At 70.9% G+C, this 20,779-nt stretch carries 22 protein-coding genes; 10 read left to right on the forward strand and 12 right to left on the reverse strand.

Annotated elements, in window-relative coordinates:
- The first annotated feature begins 27 nt into the window (after positions 1-27).
- Entirely contained in the window at positions 28-1,182 is a 1,155-nt protein-coding gene (locus AC3RXY_RS06295; RefSeq protein WP_491510040.1) for an alcohol dehydrogenase catalytic domain-containing protein, read from the forward strand.
- 176 nt (positions 1,183-1,358) lie between these two features.
- Complete coding sequence (locus AC3RXY_RS06300) at positions 1,359-1,580, forward strand: hypothetical protein (protein ID WP_491510041.1); 222 nt, start codon at positions 1,359-1,361, stop codon at positions 1,578-1,580.
- A gap of 203 nt (positions 1,581-1,783) precedes the next feature.
- Here the strand turns inward: AC3RXY_RS06300 and AC3RXY_RS06305 are convergent, their stop codons facing one another.
- The 3 genes from AC3RXY_RS06305 to AC3RXY_RS06315 are packed head-to-tail and all read right to left on the reverse strand — an operon-like array spanning position 1,784 to position 5,409.
- Positions 1,784-2,818 (reverse strand): ABC transporter ATP-binding protein, encoded by a 1,035-nt coding sequence (locus tag AC3RXY_RS06305; protein WP_491510042.1) that lies wholly within the window; start codon positions 2,816-2,818, stop codon positions 1,784-1,786.
- A complete protein-coding gene (locus AC3RXY_RS06310) occupies positions 2,808-4,352 on the reverse strand; it encodes an ABC transporter permease (protein ID WP_491510043.1) in 1,545 nt (514 codons plus the stop codon). Before AC3RXY_RS06310 ends, AC3RXY_RS06305 begins: the two co-directional genes overlap by 11 nt.
- Before the next feature lies 1 nt (position 4,353).
- Complete coding sequence (locus AC3RXY_RS06315; protein WP_491510044.1) at positions 4,354-5,409, reverse strand: iron ABC transporter substrate-binding protein; 1,056 nt, start codon at positions 5,407-5,409, stop codon at positions 4,354-4,356.
- A 118-nt stretch (positions 5,410-5,527) separates the two neighbouring features.
- On the opposite strand from AC3RXY_RS06315, the gene AC3RXY_RS06320 reads away from it, so the two are divergent.
- Both AC3RXY_RS06320 and AC3RXY_RS06325 read left to right on the forward strand, forming a co-directional pair.
- The gene (locus tag AC3RXY_RS06320; protein ID WP_491510045.1) at positions 5,528-6,121 is read left to right on the forward strand and encodes a response regulator transcription factor; all 594 of its coding nucleotides are present in this window, start codon (positions 5,528-5,530) and stop codon (positions 6,119-6,121) included.
- Positions 6,118-7,455: a sensor histidine kinase gene (locus AC3RXY_RS06325; protein ID WP_491510046.1), complete on the forward strand. Its 1,338-nt coding sequence runs from the start codon at positions 6,118-6,120 to the stop codon at positions 7,453-7,455. The genes AC3RXY_RS06320 and AC3RXY_RS06325 overlap by 4 nt, the downstream gene beginning before the upstream one ends.
- 12 nt (positions 7,456-7,467) lie before the next feature.
- On the opposite strand, the gene AC3RXY_RS06330 is transcribed toward AC3RXY_RS06325, so the two are convergent.
- The 3 genes from AC3RXY_RS06330 to AC3RXY_RS06340 all read right to left on the reverse strand — a co-directional run bounded on the left by AC3RXY_RS06330 (position 7,468) and on the right by AC3RXY_RS06340 (position 9,679).
- The gene (locus AC3RXY_RS06330; RefSeq protein ID WP_491510047.1) at positions 7,468-8,607 is read right to left on the reverse strand and encodes a PQQ-dependent sugar dehydrogenase; all 1,140 of its coding nucleotides are present in this window, start codon (positions 8,605-8,607) and stop codon (positions 7,468-7,470) included.
- 63 nt (positions 8,608-8,670) lie between these two features.
- Positions 8,671-9,195, reverse strand: coding sequence for an FHA domain-containing protein (locus tag AC3RXY_RS06335; RefSeq protein ID WP_491510048.1), 525 nt, complete (start codon positions 9,193-9,195; stop codon positions 8,671-8,673).
- 160 nt (positions 9,196-9,355) lie between these two features.
- Positions 9,356-9,679, reverse strand: coding sequence for a DUF7882 family protein (locus AC3RXY_RS06340; RefSeq protein WP_491510049.1), 324 nt, complete (start codon positions 9,677-9,679; stop codon positions 9,356-9,358).
- 165 nt (positions 9,680-9,844) lie between these two features.
- Between AC3RXY_RS06340 and AC3RXY_RS06345 the strand changes: the two genes are divergently transcribed.
- Positions 9,845-10,186: a DUF7882 family protein gene (locus AC3RXY_RS06345; protein ID WP_491510050.1), complete on the forward strand. Its 342-nt coding sequence runs from the start codon at positions 9,845-9,847 to the stop codon at positions 10,184-10,186.
- 37 nt (positions 10,187-10,223) lie between these two features.
- Here the strand turns inward: AC3RXY_RS06345 and AC3RXY_RS06350 are convergent, their stop codons facing one another.
- The 3 genes from AC3RXY_RS06350 to AC3RXY_RS06360 are packed head-to-tail and all read right to left on the reverse strand — an operon-like array spanning position 10,224 to position 12,178.
- Entirely contained in the window at positions 10,224-10,994 is a 771-nt protein-coding gene (locus AC3RXY_RS06350) for an SGNH/GDSL hydrolase family protein (RefSeq protein ID WP_491510051.1), read from the reverse strand.
- Positions 10,995-11,039: 45 nt separating this feature from the next.
- Positions 11,040-11,495 (reverse strand): PaaI family thioesterase, encoded by a 456-nt coding sequence (locus AC3RXY_RS06355; protein ID WP_491510052.1) that lies wholly within the window; start codon positions 11,493-11,495, stop codon positions 11,040-11,042.
- Positions 11,492-12,178 (reverse strand): enoyl-CoA hydratase-related protein, encoded by a 687-nt coding sequence (locus tag AC3RXY_RS06360; protein WP_491510053.1) that lies wholly within the window; start codon positions 12,176-12,178, stop codon positions 11,492-11,494. Before AC3RXY_RS06360 ends, AC3RXY_RS06355 begins: the two co-directional genes overlap by 4 nt.
- Before the next feature lie 91 nt (positions 12,179-12,269).
- Here AC3RXY_RS06360 and AC3RXY_RS06365 point away from each other — a divergent pair, with 91 nt between their 5' ends.
- Positions 12,270-12,824 (forward strand): TetR/AcrR family transcriptional regulator, encoded by a 555-nt coding sequence (locus tag AC3RXY_RS06365; RefSeq protein ID WP_491510054.1) that lies wholly within the window; start codon positions 12,270-12,272, stop codon positions 12,822-12,824.
- Positions 12,825-12,838: 14 nt separating this feature from the next.
- Here AC3RXY_RS06365 and AC3RXY_RS06370 read toward each other — a convergent pair whose 3' ends face one another.
- Positions 12,839-13,357 carry a peroxiredoxin gene (locus tag AC3RXY_RS06370; protein ID WP_491510055.1) on the reverse strand — a complete coding sequence of 173 codons (519 nt, stop codon included), beginning with the start codon at positions 13,355-13,357 and terminating at the stop codon, positions 12,839-12,841.
- Positions 13,354-15,222 (reverse strand): FAD-dependent monooxygenase, encoded by a 1,869-nt coding sequence (locus AC3RXY_RS06375; RefSeq protein WP_491510056.1) that lies wholly within the window; start codon positions 15,220-15,222, stop codon positions 13,354-13,356. Before AC3RXY_RS06375 ends, AC3RXY_RS06370 begins: the two co-directional genes overlap by 4 nt.
- Before the next feature lie 143 nt (positions 15,223-15,365).
- Between AC3RXY_RS06375 and AC3RXY_RS06380 the strand changes: the two genes are divergently transcribed.
- Complete coding sequence (locus tag AC3RXY_RS06380; RefSeq protein ID WP_491510057.1) at positions 15,366-16,085, forward strand: IclR family transcriptional regulator; 720 nt, start codon at positions 15,366-15,368, stop codon at positions 16,083-16,085.
- Positions 16,086-16,106: 21 nt separating this feature from the next.
- Here AC3RXY_RS06380 and AC3RXY_RS06385 read toward each other — a convergent pair whose 3' ends face one another.
- Entirely contained in the window at positions 16,107-17,615 is a 1,509-nt protein-coding gene (locus AC3RXY_RS06385; RefSeq protein ID WP_491510058.1) for an APC family permease, read from the reverse strand.
- Positions 17,616-17,814: 199 nt separating this feature from the next.
- Here AC3RXY_RS06385 and AC3RXY_RS06390 point away from each other — a divergent pair, with 199 nt between their 5' ends.
- The 3 genes from AC3RXY_RS06390 to AC3RXY_RS06400 all read left to right on the forward strand — a co-directional run bounded on the left by AC3RXY_RS06390 (position 17,815) and on the right by AC3RXY_RS06400 (position 20,773).
- A complete protein-coding gene (locus AC3RXY_RS06390; protein WP_491510059.1) occupies positions 17,815-18,369 on the forward strand; it encodes a TetR/AcrR family transcriptional regulator in 555 nt (184 codons plus the stop codon).
- Positions 18,370-18,492: 123 nt separating this feature from the next.
- Positions 18,493-19,827 (forward strand): NAD(P)/FAD-dependent oxidoreductase, encoded by a 1,335-nt coding sequence (locus AC3RXY_RS06395; RefSeq protein ID WP_491510060.1) that lies wholly within the window; start codon positions 18,493-18,495, stop codon positions 19,825-19,827.
- A gap of 4 nt (positions 19,828-19,831) precedes the next feature.
- Positions 19,832-20,773, forward strand: coding sequence for an AraC-like ligand-binding domain-containing protein (locus AC3RXY_RS06400; protein WP_491510061.1), 942 nt, complete (start codon positions 19,832-19,834; stop codon positions 20,771-20,773).
- Positions 20,774-20,779: the final 6 nt, after the last annotated feature.

Raw genomic sequence — 20,779 nt, forward strand, 5'->3', positions numbered from 1 at the left:
CCCGACCTCTTCGACGGAAACGAGACCATGACCGACCTGCTGACGACTCGCAGCGGCGCGATCGTCCTGCCCCAGATGGATCAGTCTCCCGAGGCCCTCGTGTTCCGCGGGGTCGCGGAGGGTTTCGACCGGATCGCGGTCCCCGCTGTTCCGCTGTGCGAGGGCGATGCTCTCGTGCGGGTCGAGCTCGCCACCGTCTGCGGATCGGATCGCCACACCGCAACAGGACATCGCATCGAAGCGACACCGGTCGTTCTCGGTCATGAGCAGGTCGGGCGCATCGTCGCCCTCGGTCCCGGAGAGCCACCGCACACGGTCGACGGCCATGCGCTCCACGTGGGCGACCGCGTGGTGTGGGGCGTGGCGGTGTCGTGCGGCTCGTGCCGTCGCTGCCGCAGCGGCCTGTCGAGCAAATGCCTCGACGTGCGCAAGTACGGTCACACGCGCATCGAACGTGGGTGGGAGCTCAACGGCGGCTTTGCGACCCACGTGCACGTGATCGCCGGTTCCGACATCGTGCGCGTCCCCGGCGGCGTGCCCGCCGAGGTCCTGGCGCCCGCCTCCTGCGCGACGGCGACCGTGGTCGCCGCGCTCGACGCCGCGGCGGCCCGCCGACCGCTCGGCGGGGAGATCGTCGTGGTGAGCGGATGCGGGATGCTCGGCCTCACCGCGGTGGCGATGGCCAGAGACGCCGGGGCGGTGGTCGTCGGCATCGACCCGGACCCGGCACGGCGCCTCGATGCCACGGCCTTCGGGGCCACGGCGGTCGCCGCTCCCGGAGCGAAGGCCCTGCGCGCCGCGATCGCCGAGGCCGCTGCGTCTGACCCGCGCTGCGCGGACGCTGCCGGGTTCGGAGCCGCGCTGGAGATGTCCGGCGCGGACGACGCCCTGCCGCAGCTCATCGACGCGGCGGACGTCGGGGCGACCGTCGTGCTCGTCGGCAGCGTCTTCCCCGCCGCCCCCGCACCGGTCCCGGCCGAGCGGATCGTGCGCGGCATGCTCACGATCACCGGGGTGCACAACTACCGCGGCGAGCACCTGGAGCGCGCGGTGAGCTACCTGCGCACGGCGGATCACCGCTTGTTCGCCTCTCTCGTCGGCGAGGTCGTCTCCCTCGCCGACGCACCTGCCGCGATCGCCGCTCCCCCGGCGCGCGGCGCGCGCACCGGCATCCGCCCCTGACGGCGCGGCGCGGGGCGCCCGCGACGTCCACGAAGCGATCGGCGTGGGACGCCCGGCGAAGACCCGAGGTCATCTCTGACCGACGCATCCCCGGCTGATCAGGGACCGCGTCGAGGATCGGCGCGAGAGGTGCGCGATCCTGCCTCGGCTTCGCGCCGAGGGGAGGGAAAGCCGTCATGAACGCCGCCCAACCACGTCACCGTGCTCCGCTGCTCGTCGCCGCCATCCTGGCGCTTCTGCTCGCGCCGGGGTTCACCATCTCCGACGCCGGATTCCAGTGGTTCTGGGCGGATGCCCCGTGGATCGCCGCGGTGCTGCTGGTGCTGGCTGTGGCGCTCGGCGTCGTCCATTTCACCGTGCGCTCGCGCCGAGGGCGGGTGAACGCGACCGAAGGATAGACGAGGACGGCTGCTGCGAGCCCGCATCGGTCCTCGCAGCGACCTTGCTCCCCGTCCTCCTGCGGAGACGGCATCGGCGCCTCGACGGCGCCGGCTCGACTCCGAGAGCACGATCATCGCGCTCCGGACCAGGCCAGAGCTGCCTCACGCGGCCGGCGTCGCCCTCTGCACACCCGGCACACCGCCCTGGCAGGGCGTCCTGATCACGCCCCGGTCTCCGAGCGCTCCGGCGCCAGAGCCCGCGCCTCACCGCGCACGCCGATCCTGACGGCGGCGCCGACCGGCGGCACCGGCTCGGCCATGCGGCGTGCCCGCACCGTCGCACCGGTGTCCAGGACGAGATCGAGCATCGTGTCGTGCCCGAAGTACCGGATGCCGCCGACCACCGCCGGAACTCCTCCGACGACGCCGAGGTCGACCTGTTCCGGGCGCACGAGCACCGCCACCGGCCCGGGCGCGGACGGCTGATGCCGCACCGCACCGATCGGCGTGCGGGCATCACAGCCATCGGAGACCGCGTCGAAGACGTTGGCCTCACCCACGAATCGCGCCGTCCAGGCATCGACCGGGGCGCCGTACACCTCGCCCGGTGTGCCTTCCTGTCGTACCCGTCCGTCCGCGAGCACGATGAGCCGGGCCGCCAGCGATAGCGCCTCGGCCTGATCGTGTGTCACGAGCAGGGCCGTCGTGGCCGTCGCGGCGAGCGCCGCCGTCACGCCGTCCCTGACCTCTTCGCGGAGCGAGGCGTCGAGCGCCGAGAAGGGCTCGTCGAGCAGGACGAGCCGCGGCGACGGCACGAGCGCCCTGGCGACCGCCACGCGCTGCGCCTGGCCGCCGGAGAGCTGATGCGGCAGGCGCGATGCGTAGCCGCCCAGGCCGAGCAGATCGAGCATCTCCGCCACCCGCGGCCCCCGCCGCGCGGCGCGGGTGAGCCCGAAGCCGATGTTCTCTGCCACGGTGAGGTGCGGGAACAGCGCACTGTCCTGAGGCACGAGGCCGATGCCGCGACGCTCGGGCGGCAGCGGCCCGAGGTCCTGCCCGCCCAGCAGGATGCGCCCGGTCGCCTGCCGATGGAGGCCGGCAACCGCGCGCAGCAGCGTCGTCTTGCCGCTGCCGCTCGGTCCGAGCACGGCCCCCAGCTCCCCGGCGGGGATGCGCAGCCGCACCGCGTCGAGCACGGTCGCGCGCCCGCCGCGCCCGTCGTGCCACGCGGTCAGATCGGCGATCTCAAGATCCATGCTTCTCCCCTCGGGACAGCAGATATGCGGGAATGCTGGCGACCAGCACGAGGGCGATCGCAGAGGGCGCCGCCGCGGCGTACGCCGTCATCGTGGTGTGGCGCCAGAGCTCGGTGGCCAGGGTGTTCGCACCGATCGGGAGCAGCATGAGCGTCGCGGGCAGCTCTTTCATCGCGGTCACGGCGACCAGCAGGCCGCCCACCGCGATCCCCGGCGCCGACAGGCGCGCGGTCACGCTCGCCCAGACGCGCACCGGCCCGCGTCCGAGGCCTCTGGCCACGTCCTCCAGGCTCGGGGGCACCTGCGCGATCGCTGCCCGCGCAGAGCCGATGGCCTTGGGCAGGAAGATCACCGCGTATGCGAAGCACAGCGCGAGAGCGGACTGATACAGCGCCGGCGCGACCGCGAGCGTGAAGAACACCAGGGAGAGCCCGACGACGATGCCGGGAACACCGTGTGCGATGTAGGCGGTCGATTCCAGCAGCATCACGATCCGCCCGCGGTAGCGCGCCGCGAGCGCGGCGATCGGGAGCCCGAGTGCCACCGCGAGGAGGGCTCCGCCGATGCTGAGCCCGAAGGTCGTCGCGGTGCTCTCCCACAACCGCCCGATGTCGACCGCGACCGCACGGCTTTCCCACGCACGACGCGTCAGGGCCGTCGCGGGGATCCCGAGCCCGACGAGAGCGACGGCCGACATCCCGATCACCGCCAGGAGCCGCGGGAGGGGGGCGACGGTCGGCGTCGCGCGCACCTGCCCGGCCTCCGGTATCGCGCCGCGGAGCGCGCGACGGCGTGCGATGCGTTCGGCGCCGACGAACAGCAGTGCCAGGACCACCAGGACACCGGCGGTGGCTGCGGCGAGGGTGCGGTCGATACCGCCTTCGAACGCCGCGTGCACCCCCCAGGTGAGCGTCTGCACGCGCAGCAGCGATGGCGACCCGAAGTCGGCCAGCGTGTACAGGGCCGCCAGGAGCGCCCCGGCCAGCGCGGCCGGGGCGATCTGCGGGAGAGTCGCGGCACAAAACGCCCCGATCGGACTCCGCCCGAGCATTCTGGCCGTCTCCTCCGCTCGCCGGTCGGCGAGCCGAAGGGCAGCGACCACGGGCAGTGTCACGTACGGCACGCACGCCAGCGTCATCACCCCGGCGAGGGGGAGGAATCCGTTGAGTCCCGGCCAGGTGGAGATCCAGGTGAAGGCAGTCACGTAGGAGGGAATCGCGAGGGGCAGCGCCGCGAGAACCGGCCACAGCGCCGGGAGGGGCAATCGCACGCGGGCCAGAGCCCAGGCCATCGGCACGCCGATCGCGAGACAGGCCGCCGCGACGCACAGCGAGAGACCGAGCGAGGTGAGCGCGAGGCGCAGGGTGCGCTCGCGCAGGAGGGCGCCCAGAACCGTCGCCGGGTCTGCGTCAGCCAGACGCACACCCAGGTAGACGAGCGGAAGCGCCGCCGCAGCGGCGCTCACCATCCCGAGCAGGAGCAGAGACCGGGGAGGTCGCCGCAGCGGCGACCTCCCCGCGGAGGGAGAACTCACGTCAGATCAGACCGACCTTCTGCAGCAGCGCGACCGTCCCCTCGAGGTCGGCGAGTTCGGAGTAGTCGATCTTCGGGCCGTCGAGCTCGGCGAGCGTCGGCACGTCCGCCGGAGACGGGGCGCCAGGGATCAGCGAGTACTCGCCGGTCTCCTCGACGAAGTAGGTCTGGGCCTCTTCGGAGACGAGGAACCGGAGGAACTCCAGCGCCTCCTCCGACTCCTCCGCACCGGCGAGGATGCCGGCACCGGTGACGTTGACCAGCGCCGAGACGGTGCCGGGTGCGCCGAACTGCATCTGCGCCCGCATCGCGTCCGGCCCGCCGGCCTCCGCGGCGGCACCGACCCAGTAGTAGTGGTTGACGAGACCGACGTCGAGGGCGCCGGTGTTGACAGCCTCGAGGATCGGGTTGTTGCCGGGGAAGACCTGCGCTCCGCCGGCGATCAGACCGTTGAGCCATTCCTCGGCGGCGGCGTCGCCCTCGATCACGCGCATCGCGGTGACGAAGGACTGGAACGATGCGTTCGTCGGGGCGAATCCGACCCGGCCGTTCCACTCCGGCTTGATGAGCTCGTGGACGTCGGTGGGAACGGCCGCGGCGTCGAGCTTCTCCGAGTCGTAGATGATCACCCTGGCGCGGCCGGTCAGCGCGACCCACGAGTCGTCGGACGCCGAGTACTGGGCCTCGACGGCACCGGTGATGTCGTCGGGCAGATCGACGAGCAGGTCGGCGTCACGCAGGGCGCCGAGCGCGCCGGCCTCCTGCGAGAGGAACACCTGCGCCGGAGTGCGCTCGCCCTCCTCGAGAAGCTGGGCGGCCATCTCGATGCTGTTCGCATAGCGCACCTTGACGGTGATCCCCGATGCCTCCTCGAACTTCTCGATCAGGGGGCCGATGAGGCTCTCCGAACGGCCGGAGTAGACGATCAGCGAGCGGTCGCCGTCGGCCGCGACGGCCGGCTCGGCGGTCGCGGCGGGATCGGACGCGGCAGGACCGCAGGCGGTGAGGACGAGGGCCGATGCCGCGACGGCGGAGAGCAGGGCGAAGCGTGAGCGCATTTTTCGCATGATGGCAGTGCGTGTCTTTCGTGCTGTTGATGCTGTGGACATGGTGATGCCGGCCGGCGCTCCCAGCCTAGGAATGGTAAGGCTGCCCTTAGCTCCCTAGAATTGGGGGGTGTCCACCTCCGTCCTGATCGTCGACGACCACCGGACGTTCGCCGATCTCATGCGCCTGGGCATCGACGCGCAGCACGATCTGCACTGCGCAGCCGTCGCGCACAGCGTCGCCGAGGCCCGGCGGGTGGCTGCGGCCGTGCCCTTCGACGCCGCGGTGGTCGACCTGTCGCTGCCCGACGGCGAGGGCGCGGTGGTCGTCGCCGACCTGGCACGCGCCACTCCCGGTGCGCGCATCGTGGTGCTCACGGCTCATCCGCGCTCCGATGCCGCGCGGCAGGCGATCGCCGCCGGCGCGCACACGGTCCTGGCCAAGCAGGGCCGCCTGGACGAGGTTCTGGAGGCGCTGCGGGCGCGTCGGATACTCCCCGCGCCCCGACCGGACGACGACCTGCTCACGCCGCGGGAGCGCGAGGTGCTCACCCTCCTCGCGGGCGGACGCGATCCGCAGGGGATCGCCGTCGACCTCGCCCTGTCCGTGCACACCGTGCGCGATCACATCAAGGCGATCCTCGCCAAGCTCGGTGCCCGCACGCAGCTGGAGGCGGTCGTCGTCGCGGCCCGGCGCGGCATCGTCCTTCTGGATCCGCGATGACGCGCACCGCGGCGCCGCCGGGCCGGGCCGGGCGTCCTCCGCGTCGGATGTCGGCGCGCCGCGCACTCGCCTTCCACGCCGCATCCACCGGCCTGGTCGCCGTCGCGGTCGCCGCGACCTCTGCGGTGCTCACCTCGGCGATGGCTCTGGAGGCGGCGCGCGGGAGCGCTGCGACGCTGGCCGACACCGTCGCGCACGCTGTCGCTGCCCACATCGCCGCCGTGGACGTGGCCGCGCCGCGGGAGGAGGCACGCGAGGCGGTGCTCAGCGAGCTGTACTCGTTCATCGATGCGGGGGTGATCACGCGGGCGAAGATCTGGCAGGTCGACGGCGACGAGGCCGTCGTGCTGTTCTCCGACGAGCCGCGCATCGAGGGGGCCCGCCGGCCGTTCGACCCCGCGCTCGCCGAACGTCTCGATGAGGGCGAGGTGGTGGTGTTCGACGTCCCGGACGATCCGGAGCACCGCTACGAATATGGTCAGGGCGAGCAGCTCGAGGCCTTCATCGGCTTCACGGACGCCTCAGGAACCCCGATGCGTCTGGAGCTGTACATGCTCTCGGCTGCACCGCAGATGCGACACGACATGCTCTGGGCCACGCTGCCTTCCTCTGTCATCGGTCCGCTTCTGCTGGGCGCGGCCACTCTCCCGCTCGCCCTGCGTCTGGCCCGACGGCTGGAGCAGCGCGATGCCGAGCGCCAGGCTCTCCTGCAGACCGCGCTCGCCGCCTCCGACCGGGAACGCCAGCGTCTCGCCGCCCGTCTGCACGACGGGATCATCCAGGATCTCGCGAGCGTCGGACTCGCGATCGGAAGCATCGAGCAGACCGGCGACACCGAGCGCATGGCCCTCCTCAACCGCGCCGGCGACCTCCTCGACTCCGATATCACCGCACTGCGGAGCCTGCTCACCGAACTGGCCCCGCCGCGCACCGACGGCTCTCTCGCCGAGGCGCTGGATGACCTGGTCGCCGACCTGCAGACGCCGCACACGACGATCGGGCTGCAGACCGCAGCGGGCATCAGGGTGTCGAGGGAGACGGGGGCCCTCATGTACCGCGCCGCGCGGGAGCTCGTGCGCAACGCCCTCGAGCACGCAGCGCCGCGCACGGTGTCGGTCGAGCTCGCCGGAGACGAGGGCCGCATCCGGCTCGACGTCCGCGACGACGGCCACGGCTTCGACGTCGACGCGCCGCCTCCCGACGGGCACCTCGGGCTCCGCCTCATCCGCCAGGCCGTCGTCGACAGCGGCGGGGCCGTCGAGATCGTCTCGGACGACTCCGGCACGCACGTGCGCGTGCTGCTCCCCGATGCCGAAGAGCCGCGCCGCGGATGACCGCCTGACCCGCTAGCCGACCTTCCCGGGGAGGACCGCGATCACGCGGTCGTCGCCGTCGCGCGGATCCCCGCGACCGTCGGTGTTGTTCGTGACGAGCCAGAGCGCGCCGTCCGGCGCCACCACAACATCGCGCAGGCGCCCGTACGTGCCCACCGCCTCCTGATGGGACGCCGCGGGGTCGGCGACCGGCACGACATGCATCCGCTCGCCCCGCAGGGCTGCGATGTAGATGACCTCGTCGACGATCGCGATACCGCTCGGGCTCGCCTCCCCCGGCGTCCACTGCAGAACAGGGTCGACGTAGTCAGCCACCCCGGCGATTCCCTCGACCTCTGGCCAGCCGTAGTTGGCCCCGGCACGGATGACGTTGAGCTCGTCCCAGGTGTCCTGCCCGAACTCGGAGGCGAACATCGTGCCGTCCGCGCTCCACGCGATGCCCTGCGGGTTGCGGTGGCCCCGGCTGTACACCGCAGAGCCGGGGAACGGATTGTCCGCGGGAATGCCGCCCTCGGCCGTCACCCGGAGGATCTTCCCGCCCAGCGAATCCACGTCCTGGGCGAGCGCGGGATCGCCCGCGTCCCCGGTGGTGATGTAGAGCATGCCGTCGGGCCCGAACGCGATGCGTCCGCCGTTGTGGTTCCGAGCGGACGGGATGCCGCTGACGACGACCGCGGCCGGTCCCAGGCCGAACGATCCAGCGGAGCCCGTGATCGGGAATCGCTCGACCCTGTTCTCCCCCGCGCCGGTGACGTAGGCGTAGAGATGGCCATCGTGCACTGCGATGCCGAGAAGGCCCCCTTCGCCGGCCGCGACGACACCGGGAACCGTAGCGACGTCACGAACAGACCCGTCCGGGCCGAACTCCCGGATCAGAGCGGTACCGCGCTCGCTCATGAACGCCGTCTCGCCGAGGAAGGCGATCGACCACGGCGCGTCGAGGCCCTGGATCAGCTGCCCGGTACGCGGGGCGGCGGACGCTTCGGACGGCACCGGCTGTGACGTCTCGGCGCGCGGCGTCGGGGACGCCGCCGTGGCCTTTGCTGTCGGCGTCACCTCCGCCGGGACCCCGCACCCGGCGAGGACGAGCATGCCGACGGCGGCCACGACAGCGCCGCTCCGGCGCCGCGGGACGATCGGTGGCGGCGGCATGGGTTCCTCCCGGCGGGTGGTCGAGCGCGATGTTCGTCGAGCGTACTCCGGCCGGGCCGCATGTCACACCACCGCTGTCGGGCCCTCCTCCGCGTCGTCGTCGTCGGGAGTCTGCCCCAGGCCGTAGTCCGGCCGCGCCGGCTGGCCGGGGTCGTCGGCCAGCTCGCCGCCCTCGCGTCCGCCGGCCGGTCGGCCGTGGTCGGCGTACTCCGCGCGCATGAACACGAGCGTCCACGGCCCAGCGGTGAACCGCGCACCGGTGCGCAGTGTCTGCGACCGCTCGCCGGGATGGGTTCCCGATGCCGCGGGGTTCGCTGTCATCTCTCCGTCGCCGAGCAGCGTGAGCACGTACTCGTCCCGCGGATCGTGCACGATGCGGGCGTGCACCGGGTCGGTCTGCTCCAGCGGCAGCTCGCAATCGGCGGCTGAGCCGACTCTGGTCACGTCATCGGTGAGGAAGAACTCGAAACGGTCCCCAGGCGCGGCGCCGACCCCCTCGGAGGCCGATACGAGCAGCCGCGGGTCTCCGGCGCCCCATTCGGCGTGGGTGGTGGGCACCTGGTCGGTACGAGCGTCGATGTCAGGCATGCTGTGGTCCTTTCCTCCGGGTGATCGGCGTGATGCGCGGATCGGCGGGACCGCGGTCGCACGCCGTGCCACGACACTCCTGTTCTCTTCCGGAGCCGACGCTAAGCCTCGGCGGCGAGTTGGGCACGGGGGTTCACGTCGAGCACGGAAAGGCGTATAGTCACGCCTCTCGGCCGGCCGCCCGCCGCTCGTGCAGGGCGGCGAGCGCGATACCCCCGGAGCTGTTCGCCGCGTGCGCGAGATCTCTGATCAATGCGGCGTCGAGCTCTGGGGGCTCTGTGCCCTCGAAGTCGAAACGGAGCGGGATGGCCGGGTGCAGCCAGATCGTCGACCGCCCGGCATCCGCATCCGTCCCGCGACGCCACGAGAGCGTGCAGCTCTCGTTGCGCCGCAGCTTGGTGACGATGACCGCCTTGAGGTGGGCCAGGAGGCGGTCCTCGATGTGGATGGCGCTGCCGGGTGATCCGTAGTGGATGGTACCCACTGCTGCTCCCTCCGATCGGGGCTGAGAAGACGGGGGAACCCTAACCCATTCATCTGAATGATTTGCGCGCCTGTCCCCGCCCGCGGGCGGCAGACTGAAAGCCGTGCGCACGCGGTGCGCCTGGCGGGCAGATCAGCGGGCAGAACAGAGCGCGAGGCGATACCCATGGGCAGACTCACCTACGACGGCGGGGTGCATGCCGACCTGGACGACCGCACGCTGGCGCACCTGCAGATGGTGATCGCCAACAAGCTGCGCCGCGGTGAGCCGTTCGCGTTCACCTGGCCCGACGACCCGGCCGTGGGTCATGGCCGCACGACGGTGTGGCTCCATCCCGGCAGCTCCCTGGTGTTCAAGTTCCACGGCAGCCGGCGACCGAAGCTCAATCGTGCCTGGCTCGAGGTCCTCAGCGGCCTCGCGAACAGCCCGCACGGCCTCCGCATCGCCCCAGAGCCGCACCACCTGATCGAAATGGAGACCGACGCAGACGGGATAGCGATCCCCTGACGGTCACGGCTCCGCACGCCTCCCGGGGTGCAGGGTCTCAGGACACGTCCTCCGCAGCGGAAGGCACCTCTGTCCAGGTCGGGTACTTGGCTGCGCGTCCGTCGCCCGATGACGTCCCCGTGACACGGCGCTTGATCCAGGGGCCGACGAACTGCCGGTAGTACGCGAACCCGGTCGCACCGGCGACGGCGGGGCCCGTGGGCGTCCACCACGTCGGGTCGGGATCGAGCCCGAGCGCCTCCAGAACACGCGCCGCGACCCGGTGGTGACCGGCTGCGTTCATGTGCAGACGATCCTCGGACCAGTACGACGGCTGGCTCAGTTCATGATCCGGCCAGTTCAGTGCACGAACCACATCGGGGCGGTCCTCGATCCGGCGCAGAACCGCCGCAGACAGCAGGTCGCCCCGCTTCTGGAACACGCTTCCCATCGGCAGCTGCGCACTGGGATTGGCGCCGGAGAGGAGGATCACCGTGACCCCCTGCTCATCGCATCGCCGCAGCACGCGACTGAACGCGTCTGCGATGTGCTCGACGTCGGCGCGCGGTCGCAGAATGTCGTTGCCGCCGCCGTTGAAGCTCAGGTGGGTCGGCTCCAGGGCGAGTGCGGCGTCGAGCTGCTGTTCGACGATCGGCCAGATGAGCCGCCCCCGGATGGCGAGGTTGGCGTACTCGACGCTGCCGCCGAGGGCGTTCGCCCATCCCTGCGCGGTCAGATCCGCCCAGCCGCGCACCCGCCCGTCAGGAAGCTCATCACCCACCCCCTCGGTGAATGAGTCCCCGATCGCCACGAAACGCACGCCTGCCATCGCTCCAGACTATGCCGGGCGGCCGGCCGGCGGCGCACACCGTCCTCAGCGGTAGATCATGCAGGTCTCGGTCCCGTGCGCGATGAGCCGGCCCGCATCGTCGACGATACGCCCCTCGGCCAGCGCCGTCGTCCTGCCGATGTGCAGCACCCGGCCGCTCGCTGTCAGGCGCACAGCAGCATCGGCGGACACGGCACGGACGTAGTTGAGCTTCATCTCCAGCGTCCCGTATCCGACACCGGCCTCCAGCAGAGAGTGCACGGCGCATCCCATCGCCGAGTCGAGCAGTGTCGCGTGGACTCCGCCGTGGACCGTGCCCAGCGGATTCGCGTGATCGGGACGCACCGAGATGCTGAAGACCACGTGTCCTTCCTCCACCGTCTCGAGTTCTGCGCCGAGGAGCACGCCGATGTTCGGGCGGATCTCGGGTCGCGCCTGGAAGAGACGAAGGAGCTCGAGGCCGTTCAGCGCGGCCAGGGCGTCGGCGGCGGGGGCGCTCATCGGAGTCCCTCGGGCAGCTGGGCAGCAGAAAGGGGCGTCCCCAGCAGCCGCAGCGCCTCGCCATAGAGACCGCTCTTGATCGCCCCGAGGGTGCCGGGGTCCTTGCCGCCGATGCCTGCGGCGAGCGCCCGGGCTGCGTCGGCCACGTCGTCGCCGGGGGCAGCCTCGTCGACGAGCTCATATCCGACCGCCTCCGCCGCGGTGAACCGCCGGCCAGACGTCATCGCAGCCGTGCGCGCGCGGGGTGTGAGCTTCGCGGCGAGCAGGGCATGCATGCCCTGCGTGAACGGCATCCCGAGATCGACCTCCGGGAGGCAGATGAACCCGCGATCCGCGCGCATCAGGCGGTAGTCGTGCGCGAGGGCGAGCATGGCCCCCGCCCCGAACGCATGGCCGGAGACCACCGCGATGGTCGGCACCGGCAGACGGAGGATTCTCGCCAGGAGCCGCTCCACCCGGGCGACGTACCCGGAGAATCCGCCCTCTCCGGCGGCGCCACCCGCGACGTCGAGACCGTTCGAGAAGAACTTCCCTGTTCCGACGGTGATCATCACGCCCTCTGGTCTGGACGCGACCTCGTCGAGGAGGGCCTCGACCGTGTCGAGCCAGTGGCCCGTGAAGCGGTTCTCATCGTCGTCCAGCTGCAGTGTCCAGATACCGTGTTCGCGCGTGAGCTGGGGCATCGGGGTCCCTTCCGAAGTAGACCAATCGTTCTACCGCGACCATAATGGTCCTGTCCCCCCGCCACAAGCGCCGCATGCTGAGGAGCAATCGATGGCCATCAAGAACAGGGTCGTGGAGTCGGCGATCGCGCTGCTCCGACGGCGCGGCGTCGCCGGAACCGGACTCGCCGCCGTCCTCGACACGAGCGGCGTCGCCCGGCGCTCGATCTACCTGAACTTCCCCGGGGGCAAGAACCAGCTGGTGGCGGAGGCCACCCGTGTCGCGGGTGATCACGTGAACGCACGAATGCAGCGCCACGAGGGAAACCCGGAGCATCTCATCGCCGCGCTCGCCCAGGAGTGGTCGGAAGAGCTCACGCGGACCGGATTCGAAGCCGGCTGCCCCGTCGTCGCCGCCACCCTGGGACGCGCCGTCGCGCCAGCCGCGAGCAGCGTCGCAGGCGACGTGTTCTGCTCGTGGATCGACACGCTGACGACCGCCTACATCCGCTCAGGAGATTCGGAGCCGGCGGCGCGGGCGCGGGCGACGACGGCGATCTGCGCGATCGAAGGGGCGATTATCGTTGCGCAGGCGACCGGGAGCACCGAGCCTCTGACGCGCGTCTCCGACAGCCTGACGGCGGACACGCGGGGTCCGAGCGCATAGCCGGGAGAGCCGGATCATTCTCCGCGGGAGAGGGAGCGCACCGCGTCGAGAACGTCTCCCCCGTGCCCGTCGGCATCATCGCCGGGGTCGACGACGCCGACGACCTCACCACCCCGGACCAGGAGCGTGATCCGTCGGTAGAGCACGTCGTCCTCGAAGCGGAAGGTCGGGAGACCCAGCGCGCGCCCGAGCACCCGGTCGACATCGCTCAGCAGCGGATACGGCAGGTGCAGCCGCTCCGCGACCTCGCGCTGATACGCGGCGTCCTGCGTGGAGCAGCCGATGACAGCCCAGCCCAGCGCCAGGAACTCCGCCCGCAGATCGCGGAAGGAGCACGCCTCAGCCGTGCAGCCCTTCGCCCCGGGGATGGCAGCCCACGCCGCGGAGTCCGCCCTGTTCGGGTCGCCGGTCTTCGGGTAGACGAAGATCACGGTGGGTTCGGCACCAACGTCGCCCAGCGCCATCGTGCCACCGCGGGTGGCGGGGAGCACCACGCGCGGCAATCGTCTCCCGAGCGGGCCGGCGGTGCTCACCGGGCGACGAACGACGCGGCGAGGAACGCCGACAGCTCATCGGTCGCGCTCAGCGGGAGCACCGCGGCGACGTACTGGTCCGGACGGACGACGACTACCACGCCGTCGCGGGACAGCTCGCGCTCGGCGAAGACGTCGACGTCGGTCCACGCGCTCGGCCCTGCGGCGTAGACCTTCTCCCAGTCGACGAGCCCGAACGGCCCTGTCTGCGGCCGGAAGACCGGCGGGACCCCGGGGAAGTCGACCTGCTCGAAGGGCTGCTGGAACACCGCCTTCACGTCGAAGATCGCGTCCACGTCCGCCCCCTCCGGGGTGTACCGCGCGATCTCATCGGCGCACCACCGGCCCCAGGCGTGCAGAGCGGATCCGTCTCGATCACCGAAGGCGTAGATCCGCCAGCGCCCGTCAGCGCGCGCATGGTGCCCCAGGTGGACCACGTTCCCGTCGCAGACCCGCACCACCTCGGCCGATGTGAAGCGCTTGCCCACCGGGAAGCCGCCCGCGAGGTGCTGGTGTGCCGTGCCGGCGACGATCATCGACGGGCCGTACTGGGTCATGAACCCCGAGGGGAACTCCGCGGTGCCCAGGTAATAGTTGGCCAGCTCGGCCGGATCGGAGATCTCCTCCGGCTTTCTGGCCATGAGACTCGACCACTCGCGATCGAAGTCGATGAGCTGCTGGGCCACCGGCTGACGCTCGGCGGAGTAGGTCGACAGCAGGGCGGCCGGGCTGCGCCCGGTGAGCACCGACCCGAGCTTCCAGCCGAGGTTGAAGCCGTCCTGCATCGACACGTTCATGCCCTGCCCGGCCTTCGCGCTGTGCGTGTGGCAGGCGTCACCCATGAGGAAAACCCGCGGGTCGTGGCTCTGGTCGACGTCGACGTCGTCGAACTTGTCCGTCACGCGATGACCCACCTCGTACACGCTGTGCCAGGCCACCTGCTTCACATCGAGTGTGTACGGGTGCAGGATCTCATTCGCGCGACGGATGATCTCCTCGACCGGCGTCTGGCGCACCCGGTGGTCGTCGTCCTCCGGAACCTCTCCCAGGTCCACGTACACCCGGCTGAGATATCCCCCTTCGCGAGGGATGTGCAGGATGTTCCCGGCCGCCGCGTTGATGGCGCACTTGATGCGCCAGTCGGGGAAGTCGGTGTTGACCAGCACGTCCATCACGCCCCACGCGTGCGCGGAGATGCCGCCGATGTGCTTGCGCCCGATCGCATCGCGCACCGCGGAGCGCGCGCCGTCGCCGCCGGCGACATACTTCGCACGGATGGTGCGCTCCTCCCCCGCGCGCTCCCCTGTCGTGTGACGAACACGCACCTCGACGGGATACGCGCCCTCCTCCTGCACGGTGAGCCCGAGGAACTCGACGCCGTAGTCCGGCGCGATCCGTCCGGGACCGTGTGCCGCCGCCTCGGCGAAGTAGTCCAGCACCCGCGCCTGGTTCACGATGAGGTGCGGGAACTCGCTGATCTTGTAGCCGTAGTCCTCGGTGCGGGCGGTGCGCACGATGCTGCCGAGGTTCTCCGGGTCGGGGCTCCAGAAGTTCATCCACCCGATGTTGTAGGCCTCGGCGATGATCCGCTCGGCGAACCCGAAGGCCTGGAACGTCTCGACGCTGCGCGGCTGGATCCCATCGGCCTGCCCCAGCACGAGCCGGCCGTCCCGGCGCTCGATGATCCGGGTCGTGACCGAGGGGAACTGCGAGAGCTGGGCGGCCAGGAGCATCCCCGCCGGGCCGGAGCCGACGATGAGCACGTCCATCTCGTCCGGCAGCTCGTCCGGCCGATCCAGCCCGGTGCCGGAAGCGGAGACGGAGCGCGGGTCGCCGGAGACGTAACCGTGGTGGTGGAACTGCATCGTCGTCGATCCTTTCCTCGGACTACTGTGTCGAGGCGTTGCGCTTCGGCGGATCATGTTCTATTTTAGAACACGCCGTTCTACTATTGAACAGATCGTATACGACGCGTTCATCGCGGCGCAAGAGTCGTCGAAGGGACCCCATGCCTGCCCCCGATCCCGCAGAGAAGCGTGCACCGGCATCGCAGACGCTCAGCCGCGGTATCCGCATCCTGGAGATTCTCGCCGACTCCCCCGACCCGCTCACGATCGACGACCTCGCCGGCCTCCTGGGCGTGCATCGGTCGATCGCATACCGCCTGCTGCGCACCCTGGAAGAGCACGGGCTCGTGGCCCGGGATGCCGCAGGGCGCGTGGAGCTCGGCGCTCGCATGGCGGCGCTGGCCGCCGGCGTCGCGCGCGATCTGCAGTCCGCCGCGCTGCCAGAGCTCACCGTGATCGCGAACGAGCTCGGCATGACGGCCTTCCTCGCCGTGCTCGACGGCGAGGAGTGCATCACCATCGCGAGCGTCGAGCCGCGCAACGCGATCGCCTCGGTCGCGCAGCGGCCCGGCGCGCGACACTCGATCCTGGTCGGCGCGCCGAGCAAGGCCATGCTGTCGACGCTCCCGCCCGCGGAGTGGCCGTCGGACGCCTCCGACGGCCTTCGCTCCGAGGTCGACGTCGCCCACGCACGCGGGTGGGCAGCGAGCCACGACGAGGTGATCCCCACCGTGCAGGCGGTGGCCGTGCCGCTCTCCCTGCGCGGCCGCCGCCCGGCGGCGATCGCTGTGGTCCATGTCTCTGGCGCCGACGAGGACGCCCCCATCGCCCACCGCCTGATGCGGTCTGCCGAGGCCATCCGCGAGGCGCTCGGCGGTTAGCGCTCCCCCCTGCGCCCCCGCTCAGTCCTCCGGCCGGGTGAGAACCGCCGCGGGGTCCTCCGAGCCGCGCCCGATGCGCCGGTAGTCGGCCGGGCGGGCCTTGCGCAGCCAGAATCCCCAGGCCACGCCGATGATCCCCGGTGCGACGAGGATCGCCGGCAACAGGAATGTCGCGGGCCCCGGCTCCGGCTGATCGAGCAGCACGTTGAAGTTGATCAGGATCAGCACCAGCACCGTGCCCAGCGCGGCACAGGCCACGACCGGGGCCACCACGCGAGCGAGGATCCCCACGCCGCGCGCGGCGCGGGCGAAGAAGCCGATGACGGCGACCGACACGATCGTCATGATGAGCACCAGCCCCAGCGCACCCGTGTTGGTCAGCCAGGAGAAGAGGGTCACGACGGGGAACAGCACGCCCAGCTCGGATCCCGCGCCCGCGACAGCGAAGGCCGCGACCACGACGACCGCCAGCGCCGTCTGCGTGAGCGAGCCCACCCACGGGGCTTCGTGCCCTGGCCGGACCGCGGACAGCGCACGCGGCAGCACGCGTTCCCGTCCGAGGGAGAACAGATAGCGCGCGACCGCATTGTGGAACGAGACGAGCGCCGCGAACAGGCTCGTGATGAACAGCAGCGACATGATGTCGACGAAGACGACCCCGAGCCGTTCCGCGACGAAGCCGAAGAACAGCGGCGGGCCGGCCTCATCGAGGGTGATCCCCCCGCCGGTGATCTTGTCCTGGCCGATCGCGAGGGCCAGCGCCCACGACGAGAGCGCGTAGAAGACGCCGATGATCACCACGGCGCTGAAGGTCGCCCGTGCCACCGTGCGGCGCGGGTCCTTGGCCTCCTCGCTGTAGATCGCCGCGGACTCGAACCCCATGAACGCGGCGATGCCGAACACGAGGACCGCGCCGATGCCCGGCGTGAGCAGGGCCGAGGGCAGGATGGGCTCCGCCGTGAACCCCTCCGCGGGGTTCGCGAACGCGACGACGTCGAACAGCAGCACCGCGGCGAACTCGAGCAGCACGATGATTCCGAGCACCTTCGCCGACAGGTCGACCCGGTTGACGCCCAACACCGCGACGATCGCGATGCACACCAGGACGGGCACCCACCAGGGCACGTCCCAGCCCGCCTTCTCGGCGAGGAACACCGACACCTGGAATCCGAACATCCCGTAGATGCCGATCTGCATGCAGTTGTACGCGACCAGGGCGACCAGAGAGACCCCGACCCCCGCCGGCCGCCCCAGGCCTCGGGCGGCATAGGAGTAGAACGCACCGGCGTTGGTGACGAACCGGCTCATCGCCGCATAGCCGATCGCGAACACCGCCAGCGCGAGCGCGAGCACGATGTACCCGATCGGCACGGCGGTGGAGCCGGTGACGGAGTAGGCGGTCGTCGCACCGCCGGCGATGACCGTGAGCGGCGCCGACGCCGCGATGATCATGACGGTGATGGCCGGGACGCCCAGCCGGCCGCCCGTGACGACGGGCAGGGAGCCGGTCGGTGACACTTCAGCGCTCATGGGAACTCCTGTGTTCGGTGAGTCCCCCGATCCTCCCTCAGCCAATGGCCGGTGCGTTGACCGATCCCGCACAGCACTCGTCCGATCCCGCACACCGCGCGACCGAGACGGCAGCCGGACGCCACAGCACGGCCCTTGTCGGATCCCGCACACCCCTTGTCCGGCAGGGCACGACCCGCGGAGCACCTAGGGTGCTGATATGACCACCCCGTCCGGACGCGACGCGCTCCTCCTCGCCACGATCAGAGTCGTCGCCGATCGCGGACTGCGTGATCTCACCTACCGAGCCGTCGCCGCCGAGGCCGGGGTCTCGCACGGGCTGGTGCGGCATCACTTCGGCTCACGGGATCAGCTGATCGCCGCCGCCCTGGAGTTCGCCGTCGAGGAGAGCCTGCGCGAGACGAACATGCGCGCCGTTCCCGCCGATGCGGTCGACGCGGCCAGCTTCGCCGCGGGCATCGAGTCGATCGCCCAGCGCAGCACGGAGATGCAGGCGTTCCAGTACGAGCTGCTGCTGGAGTCACGCCGGCGACCGGAGCTGCGCGCGCACGTCGAGCGCTATTACGAGGCCTACCGTCGGGCGACGCAAGAACGCCTTCGCGACCTCGGGGTCGACGATGACGAGCTGGTCGAGGCGATCTGGTTCACCCTCGACGGCATCGTTCTCAAGCAGCTCACCCTGGGCGACGGCGCCGACGTCGAGCGCGTCCTCGCGCGCATCCGGCGCCTGATCTCCGACGCCTCCGCATCCTGATCCACCGGATCCGGCGCGCCGGATCCGGTCCGTGTTCTGCCATTGACTATCCATCTGGATAGTCGTACGCTCGGGCCTCAGCGCAGCAGCGCAACAGAAGTCGAGGACCAAAGGCGGTTACCCATGGACGACAGGACAACTCCCCGCGTGACGATCGTCGGAGCGGGGTTCGCCGGGCTGGTCGCGGCGCGCGAGCTCGAGGCGAACGGCGTCGACGTCACCCTCTACGAGGCGCGCGACCGCATCGGCGGCCGCGCCTGGACGGAGGAACGCCTCGGCCACGCCCTGGAGATGGGGGCCACCTGGGTGCACTGGATGCAGCCGTTCATCTGGACCGAGATCACCCGATACGGGCAGGAGATCTATCCGAGCCCGGTCGCCGACGATGCCTACTGGCTCAGCGCCGGTGCGGTCCACCACGGCACCGAGGCCGAGCTGGACGCACGGCTCGAACGACCCCAGGCGCGCATCTTCGAGGGCTCGCGCGAGTTCTTCCCCTATCCGCACGATCCGCTGCACATCCTCGCGTCCGGCGACCAGGAGCTGATCGACCGCTTCCGCGCCGCCGACGGCGGGAGCGTCCTGGACGCCCTGCGGGACGGCGACTTCTCCCAGGAGGAGATCGACCTCGCAGACGCCTACTGGTCGGCCGGCTACAACGGCCGCACGGCGACCGCATCGCCGCTCATGGCGAAGCACTGGGCTTCGCTCAGCGACCACCGGCTGTCGCTGCTCGACGAGCAGACGCTGCGGTTCAAGCTCGCCAACGGCATGCGCGGAATCTACGAGGGCATCGCCGGCGACCTGCGCGCCCCGATCCACCTCAACACCGTGGTGACGGCGGTCGAGCACGACGACACCGGCGCCAGGGTCACCCTGGGCGACGGCACGGTGGTCAGCTCGGATGCGGTCATCGTCACCGCGCCCCTTGGGGCGCTGGGCAACATCACCTTCTCGCCGGAGCTCGATCCAGCGGCCCGCGGGGTGATCGACGCCGGCTTCAACTGCACGGGCTTCAAGATCTGGGTCAAGGTGCGCGGACACCACTCGCTCATCGCCTACGCGCCGTCGGGCAACCCCCTCGCCCTCGTCCGCAGCGAGTACTTCCTCGACGACGACACCACGATCCTCGTCGGGTTCGGCCCAGACCACACCCAGATCGACCTCCACGACCGTGCATCGGTCGAGGAGCTCCTGCACCGCTGGCGACCCGACCTCGAGGTCATCGAGACCACCGGTCACGACTGGGTGGCAGACCCCTGGTCCGGCCAGACCTGGGCGACCCCGCGCTCCGGGCAGTTCTTGGAGGGCTGGAGCCTGTTCGGCGACACCGGCACCCGGCTCCGTTTCGCGGGCGCCGACTGGGCACGGGGCTGGAACGGCGTCGTCGTCGACGGCGCGATCGAGACGGGCATCACCACGGCCCGCTCCCTCATCGACGAGTTCCGCCAGGGGTGACGTCGTGCCGGCGACCGCGACTCTCGCACGACCGAGCGATCTGGACTTCTCCGGCTTCTGCGCGGCCGTCAGCGACTCTTTCGTGCCGCTGCAGGTGCGTTCCGAGCGGCCTGGTCCGTTTCGCGGAAGCATCCGGCACGTCGCGGCGGACGACATCCAGGTGTCGGTCGTCGACGCGACAGAGCACGTCGTCGAGAGAACGCCGGCGCTGATCGCCCGCCGGCCTCGCCGGCACTTCAAGGTCGGCGTGCAGCTGGCCGGGCACGGGATCCTCATCCAGGGAGCCAACGAGACGCTGCTGAGCCCCGGCTCGGTGGCGATCTACGACACCGACCGTCCGTACTCGCTCGCCTTTGACGGACCATCCCGGTGCCTGGTGGTGATGTTCCCCGCTCACGCGGTGGATCTGCCCGTGGACGCGGTCGCGGAGCTGACGGCGACCGCGCTGGAGGGTTCCGCAGGCGTCGGGCACGTCGTGGTGCCTCACCTGCAGAACCTCTCCGGGAACCTGGAAGCGCTTGAGGGCGCACCCGGCCGGCGCCTCGCCCGTGCGACGGTCGAGATGATCGTGGCGCTGCTCTCCCAGGAGCTTGCGATCGGCCGCGTCCCGCTCAGTCCACGCCAACGTCTGTTCGGTGAGGTGGTGCGCTACATCGACGACCACCTCACCGACCCGGATCTGGACCCCGCACGCATCGCCGCGGCGCACTTCATCTCGCAGCGCCTGCTGCACGCCCTGTTCCACGACAACGACGCCACCGTGACGACCTGGGTGCGGCGTCGCCGACTCGAGGAATGCCGTGCCCGGTTGCGCGACCCGGCCTTCGCCGACCGGTCTGTCACGAGCATCGCACGCGCCTGGTGTTTCACCGATGCGGCCTACTTCAGCCGCGCGTACCGCGCGGAGTTCGGCTGCTCACCGAGCCAATCGCGCTCGCAGGAATGACCGGCA

This window comes from Microbacterium longlingense (assembly GCF_058349825.2).

Coding starts and splice junctions, on each gene's coding strand:
- AC3RXY_RS06325 (WP_491510046.1), top strand. CDS start 6,118: ATGACGCGCACCGCGGCGCCGCCGGGCCGGGCCGGGCGTCCTCCGCGT.
- AC3RXY_RS06300 (WP_491510041.1), top strand. CDS start 1,359: ATGAACGCCGCCCAACCACGTCACCGTGCTCCGCTGCTCGTCGCCGCC.
- AC3RXY_RS06390 (WP_491510059.1), top strand. CDS start 17,815: ATGACCACCCCGTCCGGACGCGACGCGCTCCTCCTCGCCACGATCAGA.
- AC3RXY_RS06365 (WP_491510054.1), top strand. CDS start 12,270: ATGGCCATCAAGAACAGGGTCGTGGAGTCGGCGATCGCGCTGCTCCGA.
- AC3RXY_RS06345 (WP_491510050.1), top strand. CDS start 9,845: ATGGGCAGACTCACCTACGACGGCGGGGTGCATGCCGACCTGGACGAC.
- AC3RXY_RS06330 (WP_491510047.1), bottom strand. CDS start 8,607: ATGCCGCCGCCACCGATCGTCCCGCGGCGCCGGAGCGGCGCTGTCGTG.
- AC3RXY_RS06380 (WP_491510057.1), top strand. CDS start 15,366: ATGCCTGCCCCCGATCCCGCAGAGAAGCGTGCACCGGCATCGCAGACG.
- AC3RXY_RS06375 (WP_491510056.1), bottom strand. CDS start 15,222: ATGCAGTTCCACCACCACGGTTACGTCTCCGGCGACCCGCGCTCCGTC.
- AC3RXY_RS06335 (WP_491510048.1), bottom strand. CDS start 9,195: ATGCCTGACATCGACGCTCGTACCGACCAGGTGCCCACCACCCACGCC.
- AC3RXY_RS06295 (WP_491510040.1), top strand. CDS start 28: ATGACCGACCTGCTGACGACTCGCAGCGGCGCGATCGTCCTGCCCCAG.
- AC3RXY_RS06305 (WP_491510042.1), bottom strand. CDS start 2,818: ATGGATCTTGAGATCGCCGATCTGACCGCGTGGCACGACGGGCGCGGC.
- AC3RXY_RS06385 (WP_491510058.1), bottom strand. CDS start 17,615: ATGAGCGCTGAAGTGTCACCGACCGGCTCCCTGCCCGTCGTCACGGGC.
- AC3RXY_RS06350 (WP_491510051.1), bottom strand. CDS start 10,994: ATGGCAGGCGTGCGTTTCGTGGCGATCGGGGACTCATTCACCGAGGGG.
- AC3RXY_RS06395 (WP_491510060.1), top strand. CDS start 18,493: ATGGACGACAGGACAACTCCCCGCGTGACGATCGTCGGAGCGGGGTTC.
- AC3RXY_RS06355 (WP_491510052.1), bottom strand. CDS start 11,495: ATGAGCGCCCCCGCCGCCGACGCCCTGGCCGCGCTGAACGGCCTCGAG.
- AC3RXY_RS06315 (WP_491510044.1), bottom strand. CDS start 5,409: ATGCGCTCACGCTTCGCCCTGCTCTCCGCCGTCGCGGCATCGGCCCTC.
- AC3RXY_RS06360 (WP_491510053.1), bottom strand. CDS start 12,178: ATGCCCCAGCTCACGCGCGAACACGGTATCTGGACACTGCAGCTGGAC.